The following is an 18,382-nucleotide window of genomic DNA, read 5'->3' as shown; positions in this document are numbered from 1 at the left end:
GGATTTGCCTCAATCGTTCAAAGAACGAGCAGTTCGGCGCTGTCGGCGACGTAGCGGGCGTGACGAAAATCGCGGATGGCGGCAAGCTTACCCTCCTGCCAGACCAGCAGGATGAAATAGGCTGGTCGCGCAACCGGATCGTTGCCGTCGTGAACGAGGATCACCGGCCTGTCCTCGACGAATCCCGGCACAAAACGCCAATCGTGAACGCGGGAATAGTTGTGAAAGTAGGTGGCCACTTCCTTGGGTCCGGTAAATCGCGTTCTGGCCACCAGCTCCAGGCGAACTTCATCGGCGAGCATGTCGCGCACGGCGTCGAAATCACGGGCGTTGAAGCGATCGATATAGGCTTCGAGCAACAGGCGTTCGGAGACGCTCAGCCTGGGAACCGGCCGATCCTCGGGCTCGGCGGCGAGCTGGCGCAAGCGGCCGCGGCCACGATGCAGCGCCGCCTTGACGGCCGGGACGCTGGTGTCCAGCGCGGTGCTGATTTCTTGCAGGGAATAACCCAGAACGTCCATCATGATGACGCTGCTTCGCTGCGCGACGGGCAGGCGCATGAAGGTGTGCAGGCCGGCGGCAGCGGCCTGACGGTCGAAGGTGGCGTTGGCCGGGTCGACGATCATGTCCGGATCCTCATCGGAAAAGGCCTTTTCGCGGGCTCGCCGGCGCAGAAAATCGAGTGCCGTGTTGTGCGCGATGCGGAACAGCCAGCCCTCCGGATTTGCGATCTGGCCGGCGTTCGGCAAAGCCTCGAACGCCTTGGCCAGAGCTTCCTGCAACACGTCCTCGCCGTCGAAGACGGAACCCGTCATGCGCGCACAATAGCGGTGCAGCTTTGGGCGCAATTCTCCAAACAGGCGTTCGATGAGCGCGCGGTGCTCGCCAGGAATGAGGATGTTCATACGCCCGCCGTTCTCTACATCGCTTGACCGCGCCTACTGGTCCAGCATCCGGTAACTGCCCACCACCGTCATCGCCTCGCGATGCGGAGGCTCGATGCAGCGATCCCTGATGCCGTTCTGAAAAGTCTCGAACGCCGCCAGCCCGGGAAGGGTGCCGGCCTGCTCCTCGGTTGCCGCTTCGACCAGATGGAAGAAGGTACCGTCGCTGGACCGCCATGTCATGTAGCGAAACCCTTCGGGCGATTTATCCCGCAATTCCTGGAACACGGCCTTGACCAGCCGCTCGTTCTCGTCGACCAGCTCCGGTTTGGTCCTGTAACGTATCAAATGGTGTTTCATCTTGCCCGTTCCTCTGGCGGCCCTGCACCCTGCAGGTCGCTCATGTCCGAGACGAAGCGGCGGAGCCAAAGGATTCGGGGTTTCCGGATTTTTTATGCGGCCCGTCATGTCCCATCTTCCCGATGGTAGCCGGGCTTCGCAAAGTTGAATGGACGACGGCGCGTTGCTGACGGCTGTCGCGATCTCATCGTGCGCTCGCCGTCGATCGACGACGCTATGTCGGGCCTCTGGTTGGACCAACAACGCCACAGCCCATGCGCGGCAGTTATTCGACCAGAATGCGCGCTTCCCTCGCGGCTTCGACAAAAGCATCCCTGGCGGTATCGGCCGATACGCCGCCGTTCATGGCCTGCCGGCACGCCCGCAGCGCAGCCTTATGCTTGATGCTTCCCGCATCGCGCCAGTGATTGGCAAGAAGGTCGAGGGCTTGTTCGGCATTGGACAGATGTCGAACGTCGCCGGAAACGCCTGTGGAAACCGGGACTGCCTTGGAAAACCAGATGTTGTACATGGCATAGCCTCCATTCAGCTGGGTTAACGAACTTATTTCTGAAGCGTATCGCGGTCCTTTCGGGCGAGCACGCTCCTCAGCATGGGTTCGATGCGGGAAAGCTCGTCGAGATGCACGGCCGACAAGTCGGCGAGGCAGGCATCGGCCCGCTCGGTCAGTTGCAGCAGCACCTTGCGCTGGTCGTCCTTGTCCTGATCCCTGACGATCAGCCCGGCCTCGCACAGGCGGTTGACCAGTTCGACGGCACTATGGTGACGGATGCGCAAGCGTTCGGCGAGGTCGCCGATGGCTACCGGGCCTCCGCCCGGAAAACCCTTTATGGCGAGCAGTGCCTGGTGCTGGCGCGTGGTGAGACCGGCGTCTTCCGCCTGTAGCTGGCTGAATTCCAGAAAGCGGCGGATCAGGTAGCGGAACTCGGACAGCCGCTGGTAGTCGGCCTGGCTGATGGCGGAGCGGGGTTTTTGCGGATGCGACATATCAGACATGTGTTGTCATTCCGGCCAAAGCTCAAACGATTTCGGGCCATGCCTGCTTGAATATTTATATCGTATTACGATACATAGCCGCCGGCAAAGCCGATTTGGCGGTTTGCCTATCCTCCAAGAGCGGCACGCCGACGGAAAGCAGGCAGGCAATGAAGACCGAACATGGCACTCCCGGACATCTGCGCGATTTTACCACCGACGCCAGGGTGCTGCTGATCGCGGCCATTGCCGTGGTGGTGGCGACGGCCGGGCTGTTTGCCGGCATCATCCTGCTGAAATTGATCCGGCTCGCCACCAATGTCGCCTATTTCGGTCAATTCACGCTTGCCGATTTGAAGCTGGAGGACACTCCGCTTGGATATGCCGCCGTCGCCGTGCCGGTGATCGGCGCGCTGATCATCGGCCTGATGGCGCGCTACGGCAGCGAGAAGATCCGTGGCCACGGCATTCCCGAAGCGATCGAAGCGATCCTGCTCGGGCGCTCGCGACTGGACGCCAAGGTCGCAGTGCTGAAGCCGCTGTCGTCGGCGATCTCGATCGGCTCCGGTGGACCGTTCGGCGCCGAGGGCCCAATTATCATGACCGGCGGCGCCATCGGCTCGCTAATCGCGCAGATGCTGCCGGTCAGCGACAATGAGCGCAAGACGCTGCTGGTGGCGGGCGCCGCTGCGGGCATGACCACCGTGTTCGGAACGCCGATCGCCGCCATCATGCTGGCGGTGGAACTGCTTCTGTTCGAATGGACGCCGCGCAGCTTCATTCCGGTGGCGGTGGCTGCCATCGTGGCGGAGGTCGAGCGCACCATGCTGCACATGCCGGGACCGATCTTTCCGTTTCAGGGCGGCATGGCGATTTCCTTTGCCGGTCTTGGCGGCTGGGTCCTGATCGGCGTTGCCGCGGGCCTCCTGTCCGCCTTGCTGACGCAGATGGTCTATGCCTGCGAGGATGGTTTCCAGAAGCTGCCGATCCACTGGATGTGGTGGCCGATGCTCGGCGGCCTCGTCGTCGGCATTGGCGGCCTGATCGAGCCGCAGGCGCTCGGCGTCGGCTACGACAACATATCGAACATGCTGGACGGCCGTACGATCGCGACGGCGGCACTCCTGCTGTTGGTGGTAAAAGCCGTCATCTGGTCGGTGGCGCTGGGCTCGGGAACGTCGGGCGGCGTGCTGGCACCACTGCTGATCATGGGCGGCGCGATGGGCGCGGTGCTCGCCGGCTTCCTGCCGGCGGCCGATCCCGGCTTCTGGGCACTGCTGGCGATGGCGGCGACCATGGGCGGTACGATGCGCGCGCCGCTGACGGCGACCTTCTTCGCGGTCGAATTGACCGGCAACACGCATGTGCTGGTGCCACTGATCGCGGCTTGCGCCGCCGCCCATGCGGTGACTGTGCTTTTGATGAAACGTTCCATCCTGACCGAGAAGATCGCCAGGCGAGGGCATCATCTGGTGCGCGAATACCGGGTCGATCCGTTCGCGCTGACCAGGGTGCACGAAGTGATGACCACGGAGGTCCAAAGCGTGCCGGCGACGATGACGCTGCATGGCGCAGCGGCATTCCTGACCGCGCCGGAGACGCGTCATCCGAGCTTCCCGGTCATTGACGGCAACAGGCAGGTGCTCGGCCTTATCGACCCACCGGCGATCCTGCGCTGGCGGCGCGCCGGCAAACACCGCACGACGACGCTCGGCGACTTGCTGGCTGGGAGCAAGGTGACGCTTGCCTATCCCGATGAATATCTGGAAGGCCTGTCGGACAAGCTCTTGATGGCCAACGTGTCGCATCTGCCGGTCGTGGCCCGCGACGACGGAACGCTGGTCGGTTACGTCGGCTGGAAGGACCTGATGCGCGTCAGATCCAGGAAGCAGGCGGAAGAGCGCGATCGCACGGCCCTGCTGGGGTTCGGCACCCGCCGCGGGAAACAGGAAAGCGCTGTCTGACGGAGCCTGGCATCAGGCGCGGCCGCGCTTCGCCCAGGCCAGTACATGGATCCGGAGCGCCGAGGACAGATTGGTGTCTCGTGGCCGGTTTTCGTCGACTTCCGCGACCAGCGCGGCAAGGGTCAGATTGCGCGCGATGGCGATAGCGACAAGGTCGTCAAAAAAGGGCTTTTCGAGCGAATAGCTGGTGCGGTGGCCGCGGATCGTCACCGAGCGCTTTTCGACCGGGCTCACCTGAAGCTCATTTGGGGTCCGGATCGGGCGACGGTTGACGCCGATGGCCCGCGACGAAGGACTCAGCCTTTTCGGCAACCAGGCGGTCGCGTTCCTTCTCTGCCCCGGAGCGGCCGTACAGGGCGCGGTTCTGGCTGGCAGTGCGCTCCTTCTCCAGCCTTGCCTTCTGCTTGCGAGCCTGGCGCAGATTGACGATGTCGGCCATGACGCGCGACCCGAAGGCTTATTTCTTGCGGAAGGCGTCGAGCGAGACGACTTCGGCGCCCTTGGCGGCATCGGCATCGGCCGCCTTCTTCTCGGGTTCGGCGGTCTTCTTCTCCGCCTTCGGCTTTTTCTCGGAGACGATGGCGAGCGGTTCGGACGCCGGCTGGGAAGCTGGCTCGTCATCCGACTGGCCTTCGGTCTTGACGTCGAATTCGAGTTCGAAGTTGACCGACGGATCGTAGAAGCCGCGCACCGCCGAGAACGGGATTTCGAGTTTTTCCGGCACGTCCGAGAAGGAGAGCCCGACCTCGAAACCGGTCTCGGTGACCTTAAGGTCCCAATACTGGAACTGGATGACAATGGTCATCTGCTCCGGATAGCGCTCGCGCAGCCGCGACGACACGCGCACGCCCGGCGCGCCGGTCAGGAAGGTGATGAAGAAATGATGATTGCCGGGGAGGCCGGTGCGCGCGACTTCCGCCAGGACCTTGCGCATGACGCCGCGCAACGCCTCCTGGGCCAGAATGTCATAGCGTATGTGGTCGTCGGCCATGTGGCGGTCGGGTTCCGTTGAATCGTCCGCATAGCTGTAATCAAGCTTGAGCGCGGCGTAAACCGCATATAGACGCGCCGCCGTGTCGAAGCGAGGACGATTGCCGAGATTTGATCGGCGAAGCCGGCTTGCGTCACGCGCAATGCTATGCGTTGGCCAGTGCGGTCTGCTTTTTGACGGTCGGGGAGGGGCGCTTGCCGAAAGCGCGCAGGAAGGTGCGCACGCCATTTGTCGCCGATTGCACGACCTCGTCCTCGGCCGGGGTGCCGCCGAGCATGAAAGTCGTCTGCAATTCAGCATTAACGAGGCCGAGGAACTGCCGCGCCGCGACGTCGGGGTCGTCGATCGCGAGGTAACCGCCATAGGCAAGGCGAGCGAAGCGGGCGGCGATTGCTGGCCAGGTCCGCCCCGGACCCTGTTCGCGCCATTCGGCGAACAATTCAGGGTAGCGCTCGCCTTCGGTCTGGATCAGCTTGCGCAGGAATTTTCCGTCGCGGTTGCAGATGCAGTTCTGGTTGAGGCGCACCGCAAAGCCGATCAGATCCGCTTCCAGATCCCTCGGCTGGTCCGGGAACGTGGCGATGGTGGCGAAGATGCCGGCATTGCAGCGCTCGGTGAGGTCGCGGACTACGGCGATGAAGAGCTTTTCCTTGTCGCCATGGTGGTTATAGACGGTCTGACGCGACACACCCGCCTCGGCAGCGATCAGGTCGATATTGGCGCCGGCAAAGCCTTCGCGGCAGAACACGGAAGCGGCGGCGTCGACCACCGAGATGCGCTTGGCCTCGTGGCTTCGTGGCGGGAAACTGTCAGGAGAAACGCCCGGTCTCATGAAAATCTATATAGAGGTGATTGACGATTTAGACAAGACTGTCTAAATTTGTGGACACGATATAAGGGGTTCCCCTCTGGACACGCGAACAATTCGCACTCGGAGAGTCGGAATCCCACGGGATCGAACGTCCTGGGGTTAGACGTCGCCTTGCGGCGACAACCAGATTCGAAAGAAGCCAACATCATGAGTTCCAAATTCCTCCGCATCGCGGTCGTGCTCGGCCTGTTGTCCGCCATCGGCCCCTTCGCCATCGATATGTATCTTCCCGCATTGCCGTCGATCGGCGCTGATCTCAATGCCGGCACCGCAGCCGTGCAGATGAGCCTTTTGATCTTCTTCCTGTCGATGGGCTTCGGCCAGATCGTCGTAGGGCCGATCTCCGATATGGTCGGACGCAAGCTGCCGCTCTATGGCGGTCTTGCGCTGTTCATGGTCGGCGGCATCGGTTCGGCATTGGCGCCGACCATCGAATGGCTGATCGCCTTCCGTTTCTTGCAGGGCCTTGGCGCCAGCGCCGGCATGGCCATTCCGCGCGCGATCGTGCGCGACCTGCACACTGGCAACGAAGCCGCCAAGCTGATGTCGTTGCTGATGCTGGTGTTCTCGGTATCGCCGATCCTGGCGCCGCTGACCGGCAGCCAGATCATCGAGAGTTTCGGCTGGCGCGCCGTGTTCTGGACCGTGACGGCCGCAGCGGTGCTAGCAACCATCCTGCTCGCGACCTCGCTCAAGGAGACGCGGCCGGCTGAAGAACGCGCCGGTTCTTCCTTTGGCACCGCCCTTTCAGGCTACCGTTTCCTGATGGGCGACCGCAACTTCCTCGGTCTGGTGGCGATCGCGGGCTTCGGCATTGCGAGCTTCTTCGTCTACCTGTCGAGCTCGTCCTTCATCCTGATCGACCATTACGGCCTGTCGCCTTCGGTCTATAGCGTGTTCTTTTCGATCAATGCCGTCGCCTTCATCGGCATGTCGCAACTCACGGGCCTGCTTTCCGAGCGTTTCGGGCTCAAGCGGGTGGTGTGGGTGGCGGTGACCGGCTACGCCACCACGATGGTGGCCCTGTTCGCGATCATGGCTTCCGGCGTGGACCGGCTGGATATGATGGCGGCGCTGCTGTTCGTCGGCTACGGCTTCCTCGGCCTGGTCATTCCGACCACCTCGGTATTGGCCATGGAGGAGCATGGCGAGATTGCCGGCACGGCTTCGGCGCTGATGGGCACGCTGCACTTCGCCATCGGTGCGCTCGCCATGGGGATCGCCGGCATCTTCTTCGACGGCACACCGTTGCCGATGGTCGCCGGTATCACGCTCTGCGCGGTGATCTCTTTCACCCTGGCCAAGATCACCCTCGGCCGTTCGCGCGAGGCGGTTGAAGCGCCGGCGGAGTAGGCAATCGTCAATAAATTGAAAGAGGCCGGGCCGATCCCGGCCTTTTTTATGCCAATCCCGCTTCGTCCAGCACGAAGCGCAGCCGTGTCTCGACAGACGCCAGGGGCAGTCGTACCAGTTCATAACCGAGTTCGGCGTAGACGCCGACCAACGCGTGATAGGTGCGCTCGGCTTCGTCGAGCGTCTGCTTGCGCTCTTCATCCTGCGTGAAGATTTCGGGCCAGGGCGGGGCAACGAAGACACGGGGGTTGTAGCGGAAACGCTTCGCTGCGATGCCGACGTGATCGGGCACCGGCAGGCCGCCGAGGCGGAGATAGCCCAGCGTGTCAGCCACGCCACGATCGAAGAAGACCGGTCCCTCCTGTTCCATCGCGGCTTGGTACGAGCGCATCTCCCAGGACAGCATCAATTCGGCAAACAATGCGCGATCGCTCCAGGGCAAAGCGGGGCTGCCAATGGCGGACTGGTCGCGAATGATGCCGCGTCCGGCCTCGACCGAGGTGGCGAACCCTGCACGGCGCAAGCCTTCGATCAGTGTGGTCTTGCCGGAGCCCGGACCGCCGGTCAGCACGAAGAATCGGTCGGAATTGTTTTGCATTTTTACCCATGTCGAAGGAGGCATGCGGCTCCACTGCGTCGCCTCCCATGGGCCGAACGAAGTCTGGCTGGCGCGAGGAGCCGTTGCGCGTGATGCAGATGAAAAAGGGGGAGAAGTGGAGGTTTCTGTTGCCAGGTACCTCCGAACCCCGCCTAGAAGTGCGAACCCCTAGGGCTTGATTTGAAGCTATCGCACTGCATTAAGCAGCGAGACGTGCTTCCGCATAGTTGTCGTTGGCAACTATAAGTTTAGCCCGATGACGGTGGTACAATGCCGGGCAAAAGTACGATCTTTACACCTTCGTCGATCCTATTTCGCCCCCAGCAAAAGCCGCTCCGTCTTCCAGAGCGGTTTTTGGTGGAGGCGCCGGGTACCGCCCCCGGGTCCGAACGGCTTATTTCATCGCCAGTTTATCGCCATAGTCGGTCAAGCCGACGAAGCGAATATAGGGGTCCGTCGCCAGAAATGAAAGACCGCAATGGTGCTTTGTCCCTGTGTCAAAATGCGACGCGGCAGGGTTGACTTGGGAACGGTCTCAACCGAAGCTTTGCCGCGGTGAGGAGTTACCGACAGAGCGCACGAGTTGCGGAGCGCGCCACAGCCCTCATCGATCGGATCCGTGGCGCCGACGAGGGGAATTTTGATGGCCGACTATCTTGCAGACGTGAAGAAATACGACGCCGCGGCGAGTGCCGAAACTGTCGAGAAGATTGTGAAGCATCTGGGCATTGCGCTCAGGAACCGCGATTCCTCGCTGGTGTCCTGCACCGATCCCAAAGAACTCGAGCGAGTCCGGGAAAACTGGGTCGGCAAGAAGCTCGGCGTCGCTGATGCAGCGAAGGCAGATGCTGCGATCGAGAAGACCTGCAAGGCGATGGCCGCAGACAACACCAAGAATCGGGTGACTTTTTACTACCTCGTTGCCAAGGACCTGGGAAAGCTCGGTTCGCTCTGAGAATTCCGTGCTCGCGCGGCTGCTGAGGCGCGCCGTTGCTTTGTAATGGGCACGCCTGGTGCTGCCCCTCATCTGGCTGCCGCCATCTTCTCCCCGTATAGAGACGGGGAGAAGCACGCTGCCACCGATGGTTTGGCCAATTGCCGGCGTTGCAAGACGGACGCCGAGGCTGCGGTCAGTTGCTTGGAGGCCGGCGCGGACGCCGAAACAGTGATGAGGCAAGCGCCGCCTGCACCGTTTTGATGTGTTCGCCCGCCTGTCTAGCAGCTATAATGCTCGCACGATCGAATCGAGCCGAACCGATGCGCCAGTATCTCGACCTTCTGCAGCACGTGCTGGACCACGGCGCCGACCGCGGCGACCGCACGGGCACGGGAACGCGCTCCGTCTTCGGCTACCAGATGCGCTTCGACCTGGCGCGCGGCTTTCCCGCCACCACCACCAAGAAGCTGCATCTGAAATCGATCATTCATGAGCTTCTGTGGTTCCTGGCCGGCGAAACCAATATCAAATATCTGACCGACCATGGCGTTTCCATCTGGGACGAATGGGCTGACGAGAATGGCGATCTTGGCCCCGTCTATGGCAAGCAGTGGCGTTCCTGGCCGGACGGCCATGGCGGGTCGATCGATCAGATAACCAATCTTGTGAAAGAGATACGCCGCAATCCTCAATCGCGGCGGCTGATCGTTTCGGCCTGGAATCCGGCCGAGGTGGAGGCGATGGCGTTGCCGCCGTGCCATTGTCTGTTTCAGTTCTACGTCTCGGAAGGCCGGCTTTCCTGCCAGCTTTACCAGCGTTCCGGCGACATCTTCCTCGGCGTGCCGTTCAACGTCGCCTCCTACGCCCTGCTGACGCTGATGGTGGCGCAGGTGACCGGCCTGAAGCCCGGCGATTTCATCCACACGCTCGGCGACGCGCATCTCTATTCGAACCATTTCGAGCAGGCGCGCGAGCAGCTGCGGCGCACGCCAAGAACGCTGCCGACCATGTGGATCAACCCTGAAGTGAAGGATCTCTTCGCCTTCCGCTTCGAGGATTTCCGGCTGGAAAACTATGTCGCCGACGCGACGATCAAGGCGCCGATCGCGGTCTGAACCGCCGGCGCAACCCTTGCCGACGTGACGCATCGAGGCCGTGACGACGGCGCCGTCAATGTCGATCCTGACAGGCGAGGCGGTCGGCCTTTGCATCTTCTTGTGACGTCTTCTTCTGCCTTTCGCTGTATCCGTGCTGGTCTATCGCTGGTCGCGATGACGCCGCGCATTCAATGGCCACGCTGGGCGAAAAACCTTTCCTTGTTATATTCATCCGGATATATCGGATGGCAGGCTTCGAGCAGGCCGGATGTCAACTCAGGGAGAGTTTCATGACGCGCAATGGTTTTGCAGTGGCGGCTGTCGCCATTGGCGGCTTCGCAGCGGCGTGGACGGCAGCAGTGCCGGCGGCGCGCGCGCAAGACGAGGTCGTGGTGTTTGCGGCCGCCAGCCTCAAGGACGCGCTCGACGCGGTCAACAAGGCCTGCGCGGCTGATGTCGGCGAAGCGGCGACCATCTCCTACGCGGCGAGTTCGGCGCTCGCCAAGCAGATCGAAAGCGGCGCGCCGGCGGACGTCTTCATCTCGGCCGATCTCGACTGGATGAAGTATCTTTCCGATAGGAAGCTGACCAAGCCCGATACCGAAGTGAAGCTGCTCGGCAACCGGATCGTGCTGGTGGCGCCGAAGGATTCGGGCGTTGAAGCCAAGATCGAAAAGGGTTTTGATCTGGCCAAGCTGGTCGGCGACGGCAAGCTCGCCATGGGCGACTTCAAGGCTGTGCCGGCCGGCAAATACGGCAAGGCCGCACTTGAATCGCTCGGCGTCTGGTCCTCGGTCGAGGGCAAGGTGGCGCAGGCCGAGAATGTGCGGGCGGCACTCAAGCTGGTCTCGACGGGCGAAGCGGCTCTCGGCATCGTCTACGCCACGGACGCGCATGCAGAAAAGGGCGTCAAGGTGGTTGGTATTTTCCCCGAGGATTCGCATCCGCCGATCATCTATCCGGTTGCCCAGACGGCGGATTCGAAGGACAAGGACACGCCTGCCTTCCTGAAGTGCCTGCGGACGGCAAAGGCATCGGATCTATTCAAGGAGCAGGGTTTCACGGTCCTTGCGCCCGTCAACTAGGATAGCCACCTGCGCATGAACTGGCTGCTGGACCTCACTCCCGACGAATGGAATGCGGTCCGGCTGTCCATCAAGGTGGCGACAGTGGCGATGATCGCCAGCCTGCCGCCAGGCATAGCGATAGCGCTGCTCCTGGCGCGCGGCCGCTTCTGGGGCAAGACGCTGCTCAATGGGCTGGTGCATCTGCCGCTGATCCTGCCGCCCGTGGTGACCGGCTATCTCCTGCTTCTGACCTTCGGCAAGCGCGGGCCGGCCGGCGCATTCCTGGCCGAGCATTTCGGCATCGTCTTTTCCTTTCGCTGGACGGGTGCGGCTCTTGCCTGCGGCGTCATGGGTTTTCCGCTGATGGTGCGGGCGATCCGATTGTCGATCGAGGCCGTCGACCGCAAGATGGAGGCGGCGGCCGGAACGCTCGGCGCCAGCCCGCCATGGGTGTTCGGCACCATCACCTTGCCGCTGATCCTGCCCGGGCTGATCGCCGGCGCCATCCTCTCCTTCGCCAAGGCGATGGGCGAGTTCGGAGCGACGATCACCTTCGTCTCCAACATCCCGAACGAGACGCAGACGCTGCCGTCGGCAATCTACACGTTCACCCAGGTGCCGGGCGGCGATGCCGGCGCGCTTCGGCTGACGCTGATCTCGATCGTCATCTCGATGGCTGCCCTGGTGGCCTCGGAAGTGTTGGCGCGGCGCGTCGGCCGGCGGATGGACATCGAATGACGGTCCTTGTCGATATCCGCCATCGGCTCGGCGATTTCCCCCTCGACATCCGATTCGAGAGCGCCGGGCGGCTGACGGCGCTGTTCGGGCCCTCTGGCTCGGGCAAGACGACGCTGATCAATATGATTGCCGGGCTGATCCGGCCCGACCAGGGACGCATCGAGGTCGATGGCCGTGTGCTGGTCGACACGGCCAAGGGCATTTTCGTGCCGAAGCACAGGCGCCGGATCGGCATGGTGTTCCAGGATGCGCGTCTGTTTCCGCATATGAGCGTGGCGAGCAATTTGCGCTATGGCCGCTGGTTCACGCCGGCGGCGGAGCGTTATGCCGAGATCGACGCCGTCGTCGAATTGCTCGGCATCGAGCCGCTGCTGGCGCGGCGGCCGGCAAAGCTCTCGGGCGGCGAGAGGCAGCGCGTCGCGATCGGCCGGGCGCTGCTCGCCAGCCCCCGGCTGTTGCTGATGGACGAGCCGCTGGCCTCGCTCGACGAGGCGCGCAAGGCCGAAATCCTGCCCTATGTCGAGCGCCTGCGCGACGAGACGAAGATCCCGATCGTCTATGTCAGCCATTCGATCGCCGAGGTGGCGCGGTTGGCGAGCGAGGTGGTGATGCTGGCGCAAGGCAAGCTTGCCGCCAGCGGCCCGACCACGGCTGTCATGCAAAGGCTGGACCTTCTGCCGGCGGAGGAGCGCGGCGAGGGCGGCGCGGTGCTGGACACCAGCGTACTGCAGCATGACGAGGTTTTCGGCATGACGGTGCTTGGCTCGAACGCCGGCGAGATACGTGTGCCCAAGCTGGCGGCGACGGTGGGCGCGCCGGTGCGCATACGCATCCGCGCTCGCGACGTCATGATCGCCACCGAACGGCCTTCGGGTCTCAGCGCGCTCAACATCCTGGCCGGCACGATCGTCGCGATCAGGCCGGGCGAGGGGCCGACGGTCGAGATCGGTATCGACTGCAACGGCGCGACCGTGCTGGCACGGGTCACCGAACAGTCGCGGCAGGTTCTGAAGCTGCGGCTCGGTGTACAGGTCTTCGCCGTGATCAAGACGGTGAGTTTCGACCAGGCGAACACCGGGGGCGGGCTCCCCGCGGAGGCGGATGGCTGAGACGGCGAGTGGGTCTTTGCGCTATATCTATTTGGAATAGCGATGCCGCCAAAGACGCTCTAACATGGCGGGCGTGATCGCGGAGGAAGAAAATGCCGTCGCTGAGCTTGCGGATAAACCTCGACCCCGACGGGCGCATCGGGCCGGGCAAGATTGAATTGCTGGAGCAGATCGCCGCCTTCGGTTCGATCTCGGCCGCCGCGCGCGGCATGGAGATGTCCTACAAGCATGCGTGGGACCTGGTCGAGGACATGAACCGGGTGTTCGGCAAGCCGCTGGTGGCCGCGCAGACCGGCGGCCGCAAGGGCGGCGGCGCGCAACTGACGGCGGTGGGCCTGGCCGTAGTCAGCCGTTTCCGCGCCATCGAACGCGCGGCGGCTTCGGCGGCCGCAACGCATATGGAAGCGTTGCAGGCGGAGATTGAGGCGGGGTAGAATTAGGCAGTAGGGCAGTAGGGCAGTCCAACTCGGGCGCGTTGGAATTTTACTCCCCTCCCTTCCGCAGCAAATAGGTGTCCATGATCCAGCCCTTCTTCCGGCGGGCTTCCTCGCGGATTTTTTCAATTTCGGCGCCGACGTCGCCGAGGCGGCCGGAGACGATGATTTCGTCCGGCGTGCCGAGATAGGCGCCCCATTGGATGAAAAGATCCTGGTCGGCGAGCGTGTTGAAGGCGCATTTGCCGTCAAGCATGACGACGGCGCTTCCGGCATTTTTCGGCATGCCTTCTTCCGTCAACCGGCGGCCGGTGGTGATCAGGATAGAATCGCCGATGCGGTTCAGCGCTGTCGCGTGGCTGGCGGCGAGCGCCTGGATGGCGGTGATGCCGGGAATAACCTCCAGTTCGAAGGCGACGTTGCCCCTGAGGCGTACGCGCTCCAGGATGCGCAGCGCGCTGTCGTAGAGCGAGGGGTCGCCCCAGATCAGGAAGGCGCCGCAACCATCTTCGGCGATCTCTTCGCGGATCAGGTCTTCATAGATGGCGGCGATTGCCTCGTGCCAGTCATCGACCGTCGAGCGATAGGAAGGCGCTGGTTCGGCCCGCACGGGCACGTCGAATTGCACGCGGCGTGAGTTCGGGTTGGTGACGAAACGGTCGCAGATGTGACGGCGCAGTTCGGCAAGATCGTTCTTCTTCGCACCCTTGTCGGGGATGAACAGCACGTCGGCCCGATTGAGGCCGTCTATGGCCTGCACGGTCATATGGTCGGGATTGCCGGCGCCGATGCCGATGACGAGAACCTTGCGCATGAAGCGAACTCCTGCCCGATCGCAACCCTTTAGTCCAGACTGGCGTGGTGCAATGCGGAAGGGCTTTGAAACGCCACGTTGAAACCGCTAGGGTCATCGCGACATTCTCGCCGAGGGGCTTTCATGTTGCGATATGTTCTGACCGCGGTGCTGGCCTTGTCGGCTGCCCCCGCGTTCGCCAATGATTCTGTTGCCGAGCTCGGCACCGGCGGCCTAGTCCTATCGCGCAGCGATGCCGTGGCGATGCAGAGCGAGGACCTCTTCATATCGCCGGAAAAGGTGACCGTGGATTACGTCTTCCACAACAACACCGACAAGGACGTCGAGGCGATCGTCGCCTTCCCAATGCCCGACATCTCCGGCGATCCCGAGGAGATGCCGGCGATCCCCGAAAACCAGAGCGACAATTTCCTCGGCTTCGAGGTGACGATCGACGGCGTGGCGGCAAAGCCTGAGCTCGAGCAGAAGGCGTTCGCGCTCGGCATCGACATCGGTGCCGACCTGAAGGCGCAGAACGTGTCTTTCAACCCATTCGGTGAAGCGGCAAAGGCGGCGCTCGCGAAGCTGCCGCAAACGGTGGCCGACGATTGGGTCACCCGCGGCATCATCATCGAGGGTACTGTCGATGACGGCGCTGGCGCGAAACCCAATTATGCACCGTTCTGGCAATTGCGCTCGACCTATTGGTGGCGCTCGACCTTTCCGGCCAACAAGGACGTCCACGTTTCCCACCGCTACAAACCGAGCGTCGGCGGCACCTCGTCGGTCAGCTTCTTCTACGACGGCAAGTTCCAGGGACAGTACGCCGCCTACAAGTCCCGCTACTGCATGGACGACACGTTCGAGAACGCAGTGCGCAAGGCTGCCAAGAACGATCCCGACGGCTATCCAAAATATTACGAGAGCCGCATCGCCTACATCCTGACCACCGGCGGCAACTGGGCGGCCGGCAGCATCGGCAAGTTCAAGCTGACCGTCGACAAGGGCAATCCCAAAGCCCTGGTCTCGTTCTGCGGCGACAATGTCAGGAAGGTCGGGCCGACGAGTTTCGAGATGACGGCTGAGGACTTCTATCCAGAGCGCGACATCGACATCCTTATCCTCGATCCAACGGACGGCGGCGGGAGTGGCAACTGATGGATGCCGCCGCCTACGTTGCCACTGCAGAGAACGGGGTGACCGGCCGCGCTCAATCCAATTGCGGCGCTTCGTCACTGGCGCAGTCCGAATTGATAGGACATAGAGGTCCAATCTCATCGAGGTTGACGGCGTTTTCCCGAGCCTACGACTATTGAGTGTGGGGGACGGCCATTGGTAGCGAAAAGAGTTCAGATGCCTTCCGCAACGTCAATCGTTGCCAGGAGTTACCCCGACCATGTCATCGGAATCGAGAACAAGTTACCTTGGCATCTAAGTACCGATCTTCGGTTTTTTAGGAAAAGAACCGAGGGGCACGCCATAATTATGGGCAGAAGAACGTTCGAATCGATTGGTCGGCCGCTTCCTAAGCGGGAGAATATTGTTCTCTCTCGTACGCCATTAGCGGATGCTCGGGGAATAAAGTGGGCCAAAGATATAGAGACGGCCCTCCTTCTGGCGGACGTTTATTCGATTTGTAATTTTAGAAAGCAGTTCTTTGTAATCGGCGGAGAACGTATATATGGGGAATTTCAAAAGTACATAAATAAGGTTTATTTGACGGAAGTTTTTGCTAGAATTAATGGAGACGCGAAGTTCGACTGGGAATTTGATCAGAAGCATTGGAGGTTTTTCAAGGAAAGAGAATATCCCCGGTCTGATGTTGACGATCATCCGTTTCGTATTACCACACTGCTGCGGTTAAAGCCCGTGCATCGGTACGAAACGACAGACAATTTGTTGCGTGCTGACCCTGAGGTGGCTTCGTTCTTAGACAGATACTCGTCGATGATTGCGCGCTCGGAGATGCATTCCGCTGAAGAGGAGCAGTTATCCCTGTTCTGACGTGCCAGAGAAAAGGGGCATCGCGTTGAAAGCATGCCGTGGCGTCCCTATAGAAGAACAAGACTGGATTTGCGCCGTAATTCCGGCGCTTGAGGGAATTCCAAGCGAAAGGACATTCATGCCCTGGAACGACAAAGGTGGCGGTGGCGGCGGCCCGTGGGGCGGCGGCAACAATCAGGGACCCTGGGGGCAGGGACCGAAGGGGCCAAGCGGACCGCAAGGCTCGCCTCCCGACCTCGAGGACATCATCCGCCGCGGCCAGGACAGGCTGCGGCGTGCGCTGCCCGGCGGTGGCGGCGCCAGTCCGGCCATATTCGGCCTGATCGGCGCCGCGCTGGTCGTGCTATGGGCGTTCCAGGCAATCTATACCGTGCAGCCCGACGAGGTCGCGGTCGAGCTGCGCTTCGGCAAGCCGAAGGCCGAACTGTCGCAGCCCGGACTGCATTTCCACTGGTGGCCTCTCGAAACCGTCGAAACGGCCAAGATTTCCGAGCAGCTCGTCGACATTGGCGGCGGCGCGTCCAGCGGCAACACGTCGGGGCTGATGCTTTCGGGCGACCAGAACATCGTCAACGTGCAGTTCTCGGTCGCCTATCAGGTCTCCGATCCCCGCGCCTATCTGTTCGACGTCTCCGACCCGGACGGCATGCTGCGGCAGGTCGCCGAAAGCGCGATGCGCGAGGCCGTCGGCCGCAGGCCGGCGCAGGACATCTTCCGTGACGACCGCCAGGGCATAGCGGCTTCGGTGCGCGAGATCATCCAGACCACGCTTGACGGCTACAAGGCCGGGCTTCAGGTCAACGCCATCTCGATCGAGGACGCGGCGCCGCCGCGTGAGGTCGCCGACGCCTTCGACGAGGTGCAGCGCGCCGAGCAGGACGAGGATAAGTTCGTCGAGCAGGCCAACCAGTACTCCAACCAGAAGCTCGGCCAGGCTCGCGGCGAGGCCGCACAGGTCCGCGAAGACGCGGCCGCCTACAAGAACCGGGTGGTGCAGGAGGCCGAAGGTGAGGCCCAGCGTTTCATCTCCGTCTATGACGAATATGCCAAGGCGCCCGACGTGACGCGCAAGCGGCTTTACCTGGAAACGATGGAGAAGGTGCTGAAGGACTCCGGCAAGGTGATTGTCGAGCAAGGCAACGGGCAGGGGGTTGTCCCCTATCTGCCGCTGCCGGCATTGCAGCAGAAAGCGCCGGCTCCGGCCCCCCTTGGCGCGACGACGGGAGGTAACCAGTGATGGCCAACCGTCTCCCCGTCATCGTCGTCATCGCGGCGGTCATCCTGTTTCTGCTCTATTCGTCGGTCTTCGTGGTGAATGCGCGCCAGCAGGCGCTGGTGCTGAGGTTCGGCGAGATCGTCGACGTCAAGACCGAACCCGGCATCTACTTCAAGGCGCCGTTCTCGTTCTTCGACGCCGACACGGTGCAACTGATCGAGAACCGGGTGCTGCGCTTCGACCTCGACAACATCCGCGTCCAGGTCTCGGGCGGCAAGTTCTATGAGGTCGATGCCTTCATTGCCTACCGAATCTCGGATCCGCGTGTCTTCCGAGCCGCGGTATCCGGCCAGATCGAGCTCGCCGAAGCCCGGCTGAGGACGCGTCTCGACGCTGCCTTGCGTCGGGTCTACGGTCTGCGCGACTTCGAGGCCGCCCTATCGGAGGAGCGCGCGGTGATGATGCGCGAAGTGCGCGATCAGTTACGGCCCGACGCCACCTCGCTCGGCCTGCAGATCGAGGATGTCCGCATCCGTCGCACCGACCTCACCGCCGAAGTCTCGCAGCAGACCTTCGATCGCATGAAGGCCGAACGTCTGGCCGAGGCCGAAAGGCTGAGGGCGCGCGGCAACGAGGCGGCGCAGCGCATCAAGGCCCGCGCCGACCGTGAGGTGGTCGAGATCATCGCGGAAGCGCAGAAGGAGTCCGAAATCCTGCGCGGCGAGGGCGAGGCGCAGCGCAGCGCCACCTTTGCCGAGGCCTATCAGCGCGATCCGGCGTTCTTCGACTTCTACCGGTCGATGAACGCCTATGGCACGGCGCTGGACAACACCGGCACGACAATGGTGCTGTCGCCGAATTCGGAGTTCTTCCGTTTCTTCCGCGACCCTGACGGCAAGGAGGCGCCGGCAAGGCCGGCGGCTCCGCAACCGGCACCTCCTGCCGCACCGGCGACGGCACCCGCGCCTTCGCCCGGCACCGGCCAGTAGCG

General features: G+C 62.5%; 22 protein-coding genes and 1 other RNA gene. 12 read left to right on the top strand and 11 right to left on the bottom strand.

Annotated features, from left to right (window positions below; genetic code table 11):
- Window positions 1-17 precede the first annotated feature (17 nt).
- The 4 genes from LB533_RS12925 to LB533_RS12910 all read right to left on the bottom strand — a co-directional run bounded on the left by LB533_RS12925 (window position 18) and on the right by LB533_RS12910 (window position 2,240).
- Window positions 18-905 (bottom strand): sigma-70 family RNA polymerase sigma factor, encoded by an 888-nt coding sequence (locus tag LB533_RS12925; protein WP_140639169.1) that lies wholly within the window; start codon window positions 903-905, stop codon window positions 18-20.
- 33 nt (window positions 906-938) lie between these two features.
- Window positions 939-1,244 carry a hypothetical protein gene (locus tag LB533_RS12920; RefSeq protein WP_140639168.1) on the bottom strand — a complete coding sequence of 102 codons (306 nt, stop codon included), beginning with the start codon at window positions 1,242-1,244 and terminating at the stop codon, window positions 939-941.
- 265 nt (window positions 1,245-1,509) lie between these two features.
- Window positions 1,510-1,755: a DUF982 domain-containing protein gene (locus LB533_RS12915; RefSeq protein WP_140639167.1), complete on the bottom strand. Its 246-nt coding sequence runs from the start codon at window positions 1,753-1,755 to the stop codon at window positions 1,510-1,512.
- Between the two features lie 32 nt (window positions 1,756-1,787).
- Window positions 1,788-2,240 (bottom strand): MarR family winged helix-turn-helix transcriptional regulator, encoded by a 453-nt coding sequence (locus LB533_RS12910; protein WP_140639166.1) that lies wholly within the window; start codon window positions 2,238-2,240, stop codon window positions 1,788-1,790.
- Window positions 2,241-2,389: 149 nt separating this feature from the next.
- Here LB533_RS12910 and LB533_RS12905 point away from each other — a divergent pair, with 149 nt between their 5' ends.
- A complete protein-coding gene (locus LB533_RS12905) occupies window positions 2,390-4,183 on the top strand; it encodes a chloride channel protein (protein ID WP_140639165.1) in 1,794 nt (597 codons plus the stop codon).
- A gap of 12 nt (window positions 4,184-4,195) precedes the next feature.
- On the opposite strand, the gene LB533_RS12900 is transcribed toward LB533_RS12905, so the two are convergent.
- From LB533_RS12900 to LB533_RS12885, 4 genes are all read right to left on the bottom strand, one after another.
- A complete protein-coding gene (locus LB533_RS12900; RefSeq protein WP_140639164.1) occupies window positions 4,196-4,417 on the bottom strand; it encodes a ribbon-helix-helix domain-containing protein in 222 nt (73 codons plus the stop codon).
- A gap of 7 nt (window positions 4,418-4,424) precedes the next feature.
- Complete coding sequence (locus tag LB533_RS12895) at window positions 4,425-4,622, bottom strand: DUF4169 family protein (protein WP_140639163.1); 198 nt, start codon at window positions 4,620-4,622, stop codon at window positions 4,425-4,427.
- Window positions 4,623-4,640: 18 nt separating this feature from the next.
- Window positions 4,641-5,174, bottom strand: coding sequence for an SspB family protein (locus LB533_RS12890; RefSeq protein ID WP_140639162.1), 534 nt, complete (start codon window positions 5,172-5,174; stop codon window positions 4,641-4,643).
- A gap of 145 nt (window positions 5,175-5,319) precedes the next feature.
- The gene (locus LB533_RS12885; protein WP_224677310.1) at window positions 5,320-6,006 is read right to left on the bottom strand and encodes a TetR/AcrR family transcriptional regulator; all 687 of its coding nucleotides are present in this window, start codon (window positions 6,004-6,006) and stop codon (window positions 5,320-5,322) included.
- Between the two features lie 186 nt (window positions 6,007-6,192).
- Between LB533_RS12885 and LB533_RS12880 the strand changes: the two genes are divergently transcribed.
- Entirely contained in the window at window positions 6,193-7,398 is a 1,206-nt protein-coding gene (locus tag LB533_RS12880; RefSeq protein ID WP_224677309.1) for a multidrug effflux MFS transporter, read from the top strand.
- Window positions 7,399-7,444: 46 nt separating this feature from the next.
- Here the strand turns inward: LB533_RS12880 and LB533_RS12875 are convergent, their stop codons facing one another.
- A complete protein-coding gene (locus LB533_RS12875; RefSeq protein ID WP_224677308.1) occupies window positions 7,445-7,996 on the bottom strand; it encodes an AAA family ATPase in 552 nt (183 codons plus the stop codon).
- 114 nt (window positions 7,997-8,110) lie between these two features.
- Window positions 8,111-8,471, bottom strand: a transfer-messenger RNA (tmRNA) gene (gene ssrA, locus LB533_RS12870).
- Between the two features lie 168 nt (window positions 8,472-8,639).
- Here ssrA and LB533_RS12865 point away from each other — a divergent pair.
- The 6 genes from LB533_RS12865 to LB533_RS12840 all read left to right on the top strand — a co-directional run bounded on the left by LB533_RS12865 (window position 8,640) and on the right by LB533_RS12840 (window position 13,378).
- On the top strand, window positions 8,640-8,951 hold the full coding sequence (locus LB533_RS12865; protein ID WP_140554449.1) for a DUF2853 family protein: 312 nt from the start codon (window positions 8,640-8,642) through the stop codon (window positions 8,949-8,951).
- Window positions 8,952-9,253: 302 nt separating this feature from the next.
- The gene (locus LB533_RS12860; RefSeq protein ID WP_224677332.1) at window positions 9,254-10,048 is read left to right on the top strand and encodes a thymidylate synthase; all 795 of its coding nucleotides are present in this window, start codon (window positions 9,254-9,256) and stop codon (window positions 10,046-10,048) included.
- Window positions 10,049-10,320: 272 nt separating this feature from the next.
- A complete protein-coding gene (modA, locus tag LB533_RS12855) occupies window positions 10,321-11,115 on the top strand; it encodes a molybdate ABC transporter substrate-binding protein (protein ID WP_224677307.1) in 795 nt (264 codons plus the stop codon).
- Between the two features lie 15 nt (window positions 11,116-11,130).
- Window positions 11,131-11,835, top strand: coding sequence for a molybdate ABC transporter permease subunit (modB, locus tag LB533_RS12850; RefSeq protein ID WP_140495324.1), 705 nt, complete (start codon window positions 11,131-11,133; stop codon window positions 11,833-11,835).
- Window positions 11,832-12,944 carry a molybdenum ABC transporter ATP-binding protein gene (gene modC, locus LB533_RS12845; RefSeq protein WP_224677306.1) on the top strand — a complete coding sequence of 371 codons (1,113 nt, stop codon included), beginning with the start codon at window positions 11,832-11,834 and terminating at the stop codon, window positions 12,942-12,944. The genes modB and modC overlap by 4 nt, the downstream gene beginning before the upstream one ends.
- 92 nt (window positions 12,945-13,036) lie before the next feature.
- Complete coding sequence (locus tag LB533_RS12840; protein ID WP_140554456.1) at window positions 13,037-13,378, top strand: winged helix-turn-helix domain-containing protein; 342 nt, start codon at window positions 13,037-13,039, stop codon at window positions 13,376-13,378.
- A gap of 49 nt (window positions 13,379-13,427) precedes the next feature.
- On the opposite strand, the gene cobF is transcribed toward LB533_RS12840, so the two are convergent.
- Window positions 13,428-14,192: a precorrin-6A synthase (deacetylating) gene (gene cobF, locus LB533_RS12835; protein WP_224677305.1), complete on the bottom strand. Its 765-nt coding sequence runs from the start codon at window positions 14,190-14,192 to the stop codon at window positions 13,428-13,430.
- A gap of 123 nt (window positions 14,193-14,315) precedes the next feature.
- Here cobF and LB533_RS12830 point away from each other — a divergent pair, with 123 nt between their 5' ends.
- The 4 genes from LB533_RS12830 to hflC all read left to right on the top strand — a co-directional run bounded on the left by LB533_RS12830 (window position 14,316) and on the right by hflC (window position 18,380).
- Window positions 14,316-15,329 (top strand): DUF4424 domain-containing protein, encoded by a 1,014-nt coding sequence (locus tag LB533_RS12830; RefSeq protein ID WP_224677304.1) that lies wholly within the window; start codon window positions 14,316-14,318, stop codon window positions 15,327-15,329.
- Between the two features lie 195 nt (window positions 15,330-15,524).
- Window positions 15,525-16,175: a dihydrofolate reductase gene (locus LB533_RS12825; protein ID WP_224677303.1), complete on the top strand. Its 651-nt coding sequence runs from the start codon at window positions 15,525-15,527 to the stop codon at window positions 16,173-16,175.
- Window positions 16,176-16,293: 118 nt separating this feature from the next.
- On the top strand, window positions 16,294-17,412 hold the full coding sequence (hflK, locus tag LB533_RS12820) for an FtsH protease activity modulator HflK (protein WP_140639152.1): 1,119 nt from the start codon (window positions 16,294-16,296) through the stop codon (window positions 17,410-17,412).
- Window positions 17,412-18,380 carry a protease modulator HflC gene (gene hflC, locus LB533_RS12815; protein WP_224677302.1) on the top strand — a complete coding sequence of 323 codons (969 nt, stop codon included), beginning with the start codon at window positions 17,412-17,414 and terminating at the stop codon, window positions 18,378-18,380. The genes hflK and hflC overlap by 1 nt, the downstream gene beginning before the upstream one ends.
- The last annotated feature ends 2 nt before the right edge of the window (window positions 18,381-18,382 follow it).

Source organism: Mesorhizobium sp. BR1-1-13, assembly GCF_020165515.1.
Classification (GTDB): Bacteria; Pseudomonadota; Alphaproteobacteria; order Rhizobiales; family Rhizobiaceae; genus Mesorhizobium.
This window is presented reverse-complemented; position numbering and strand designations above follow the sequence as displayed.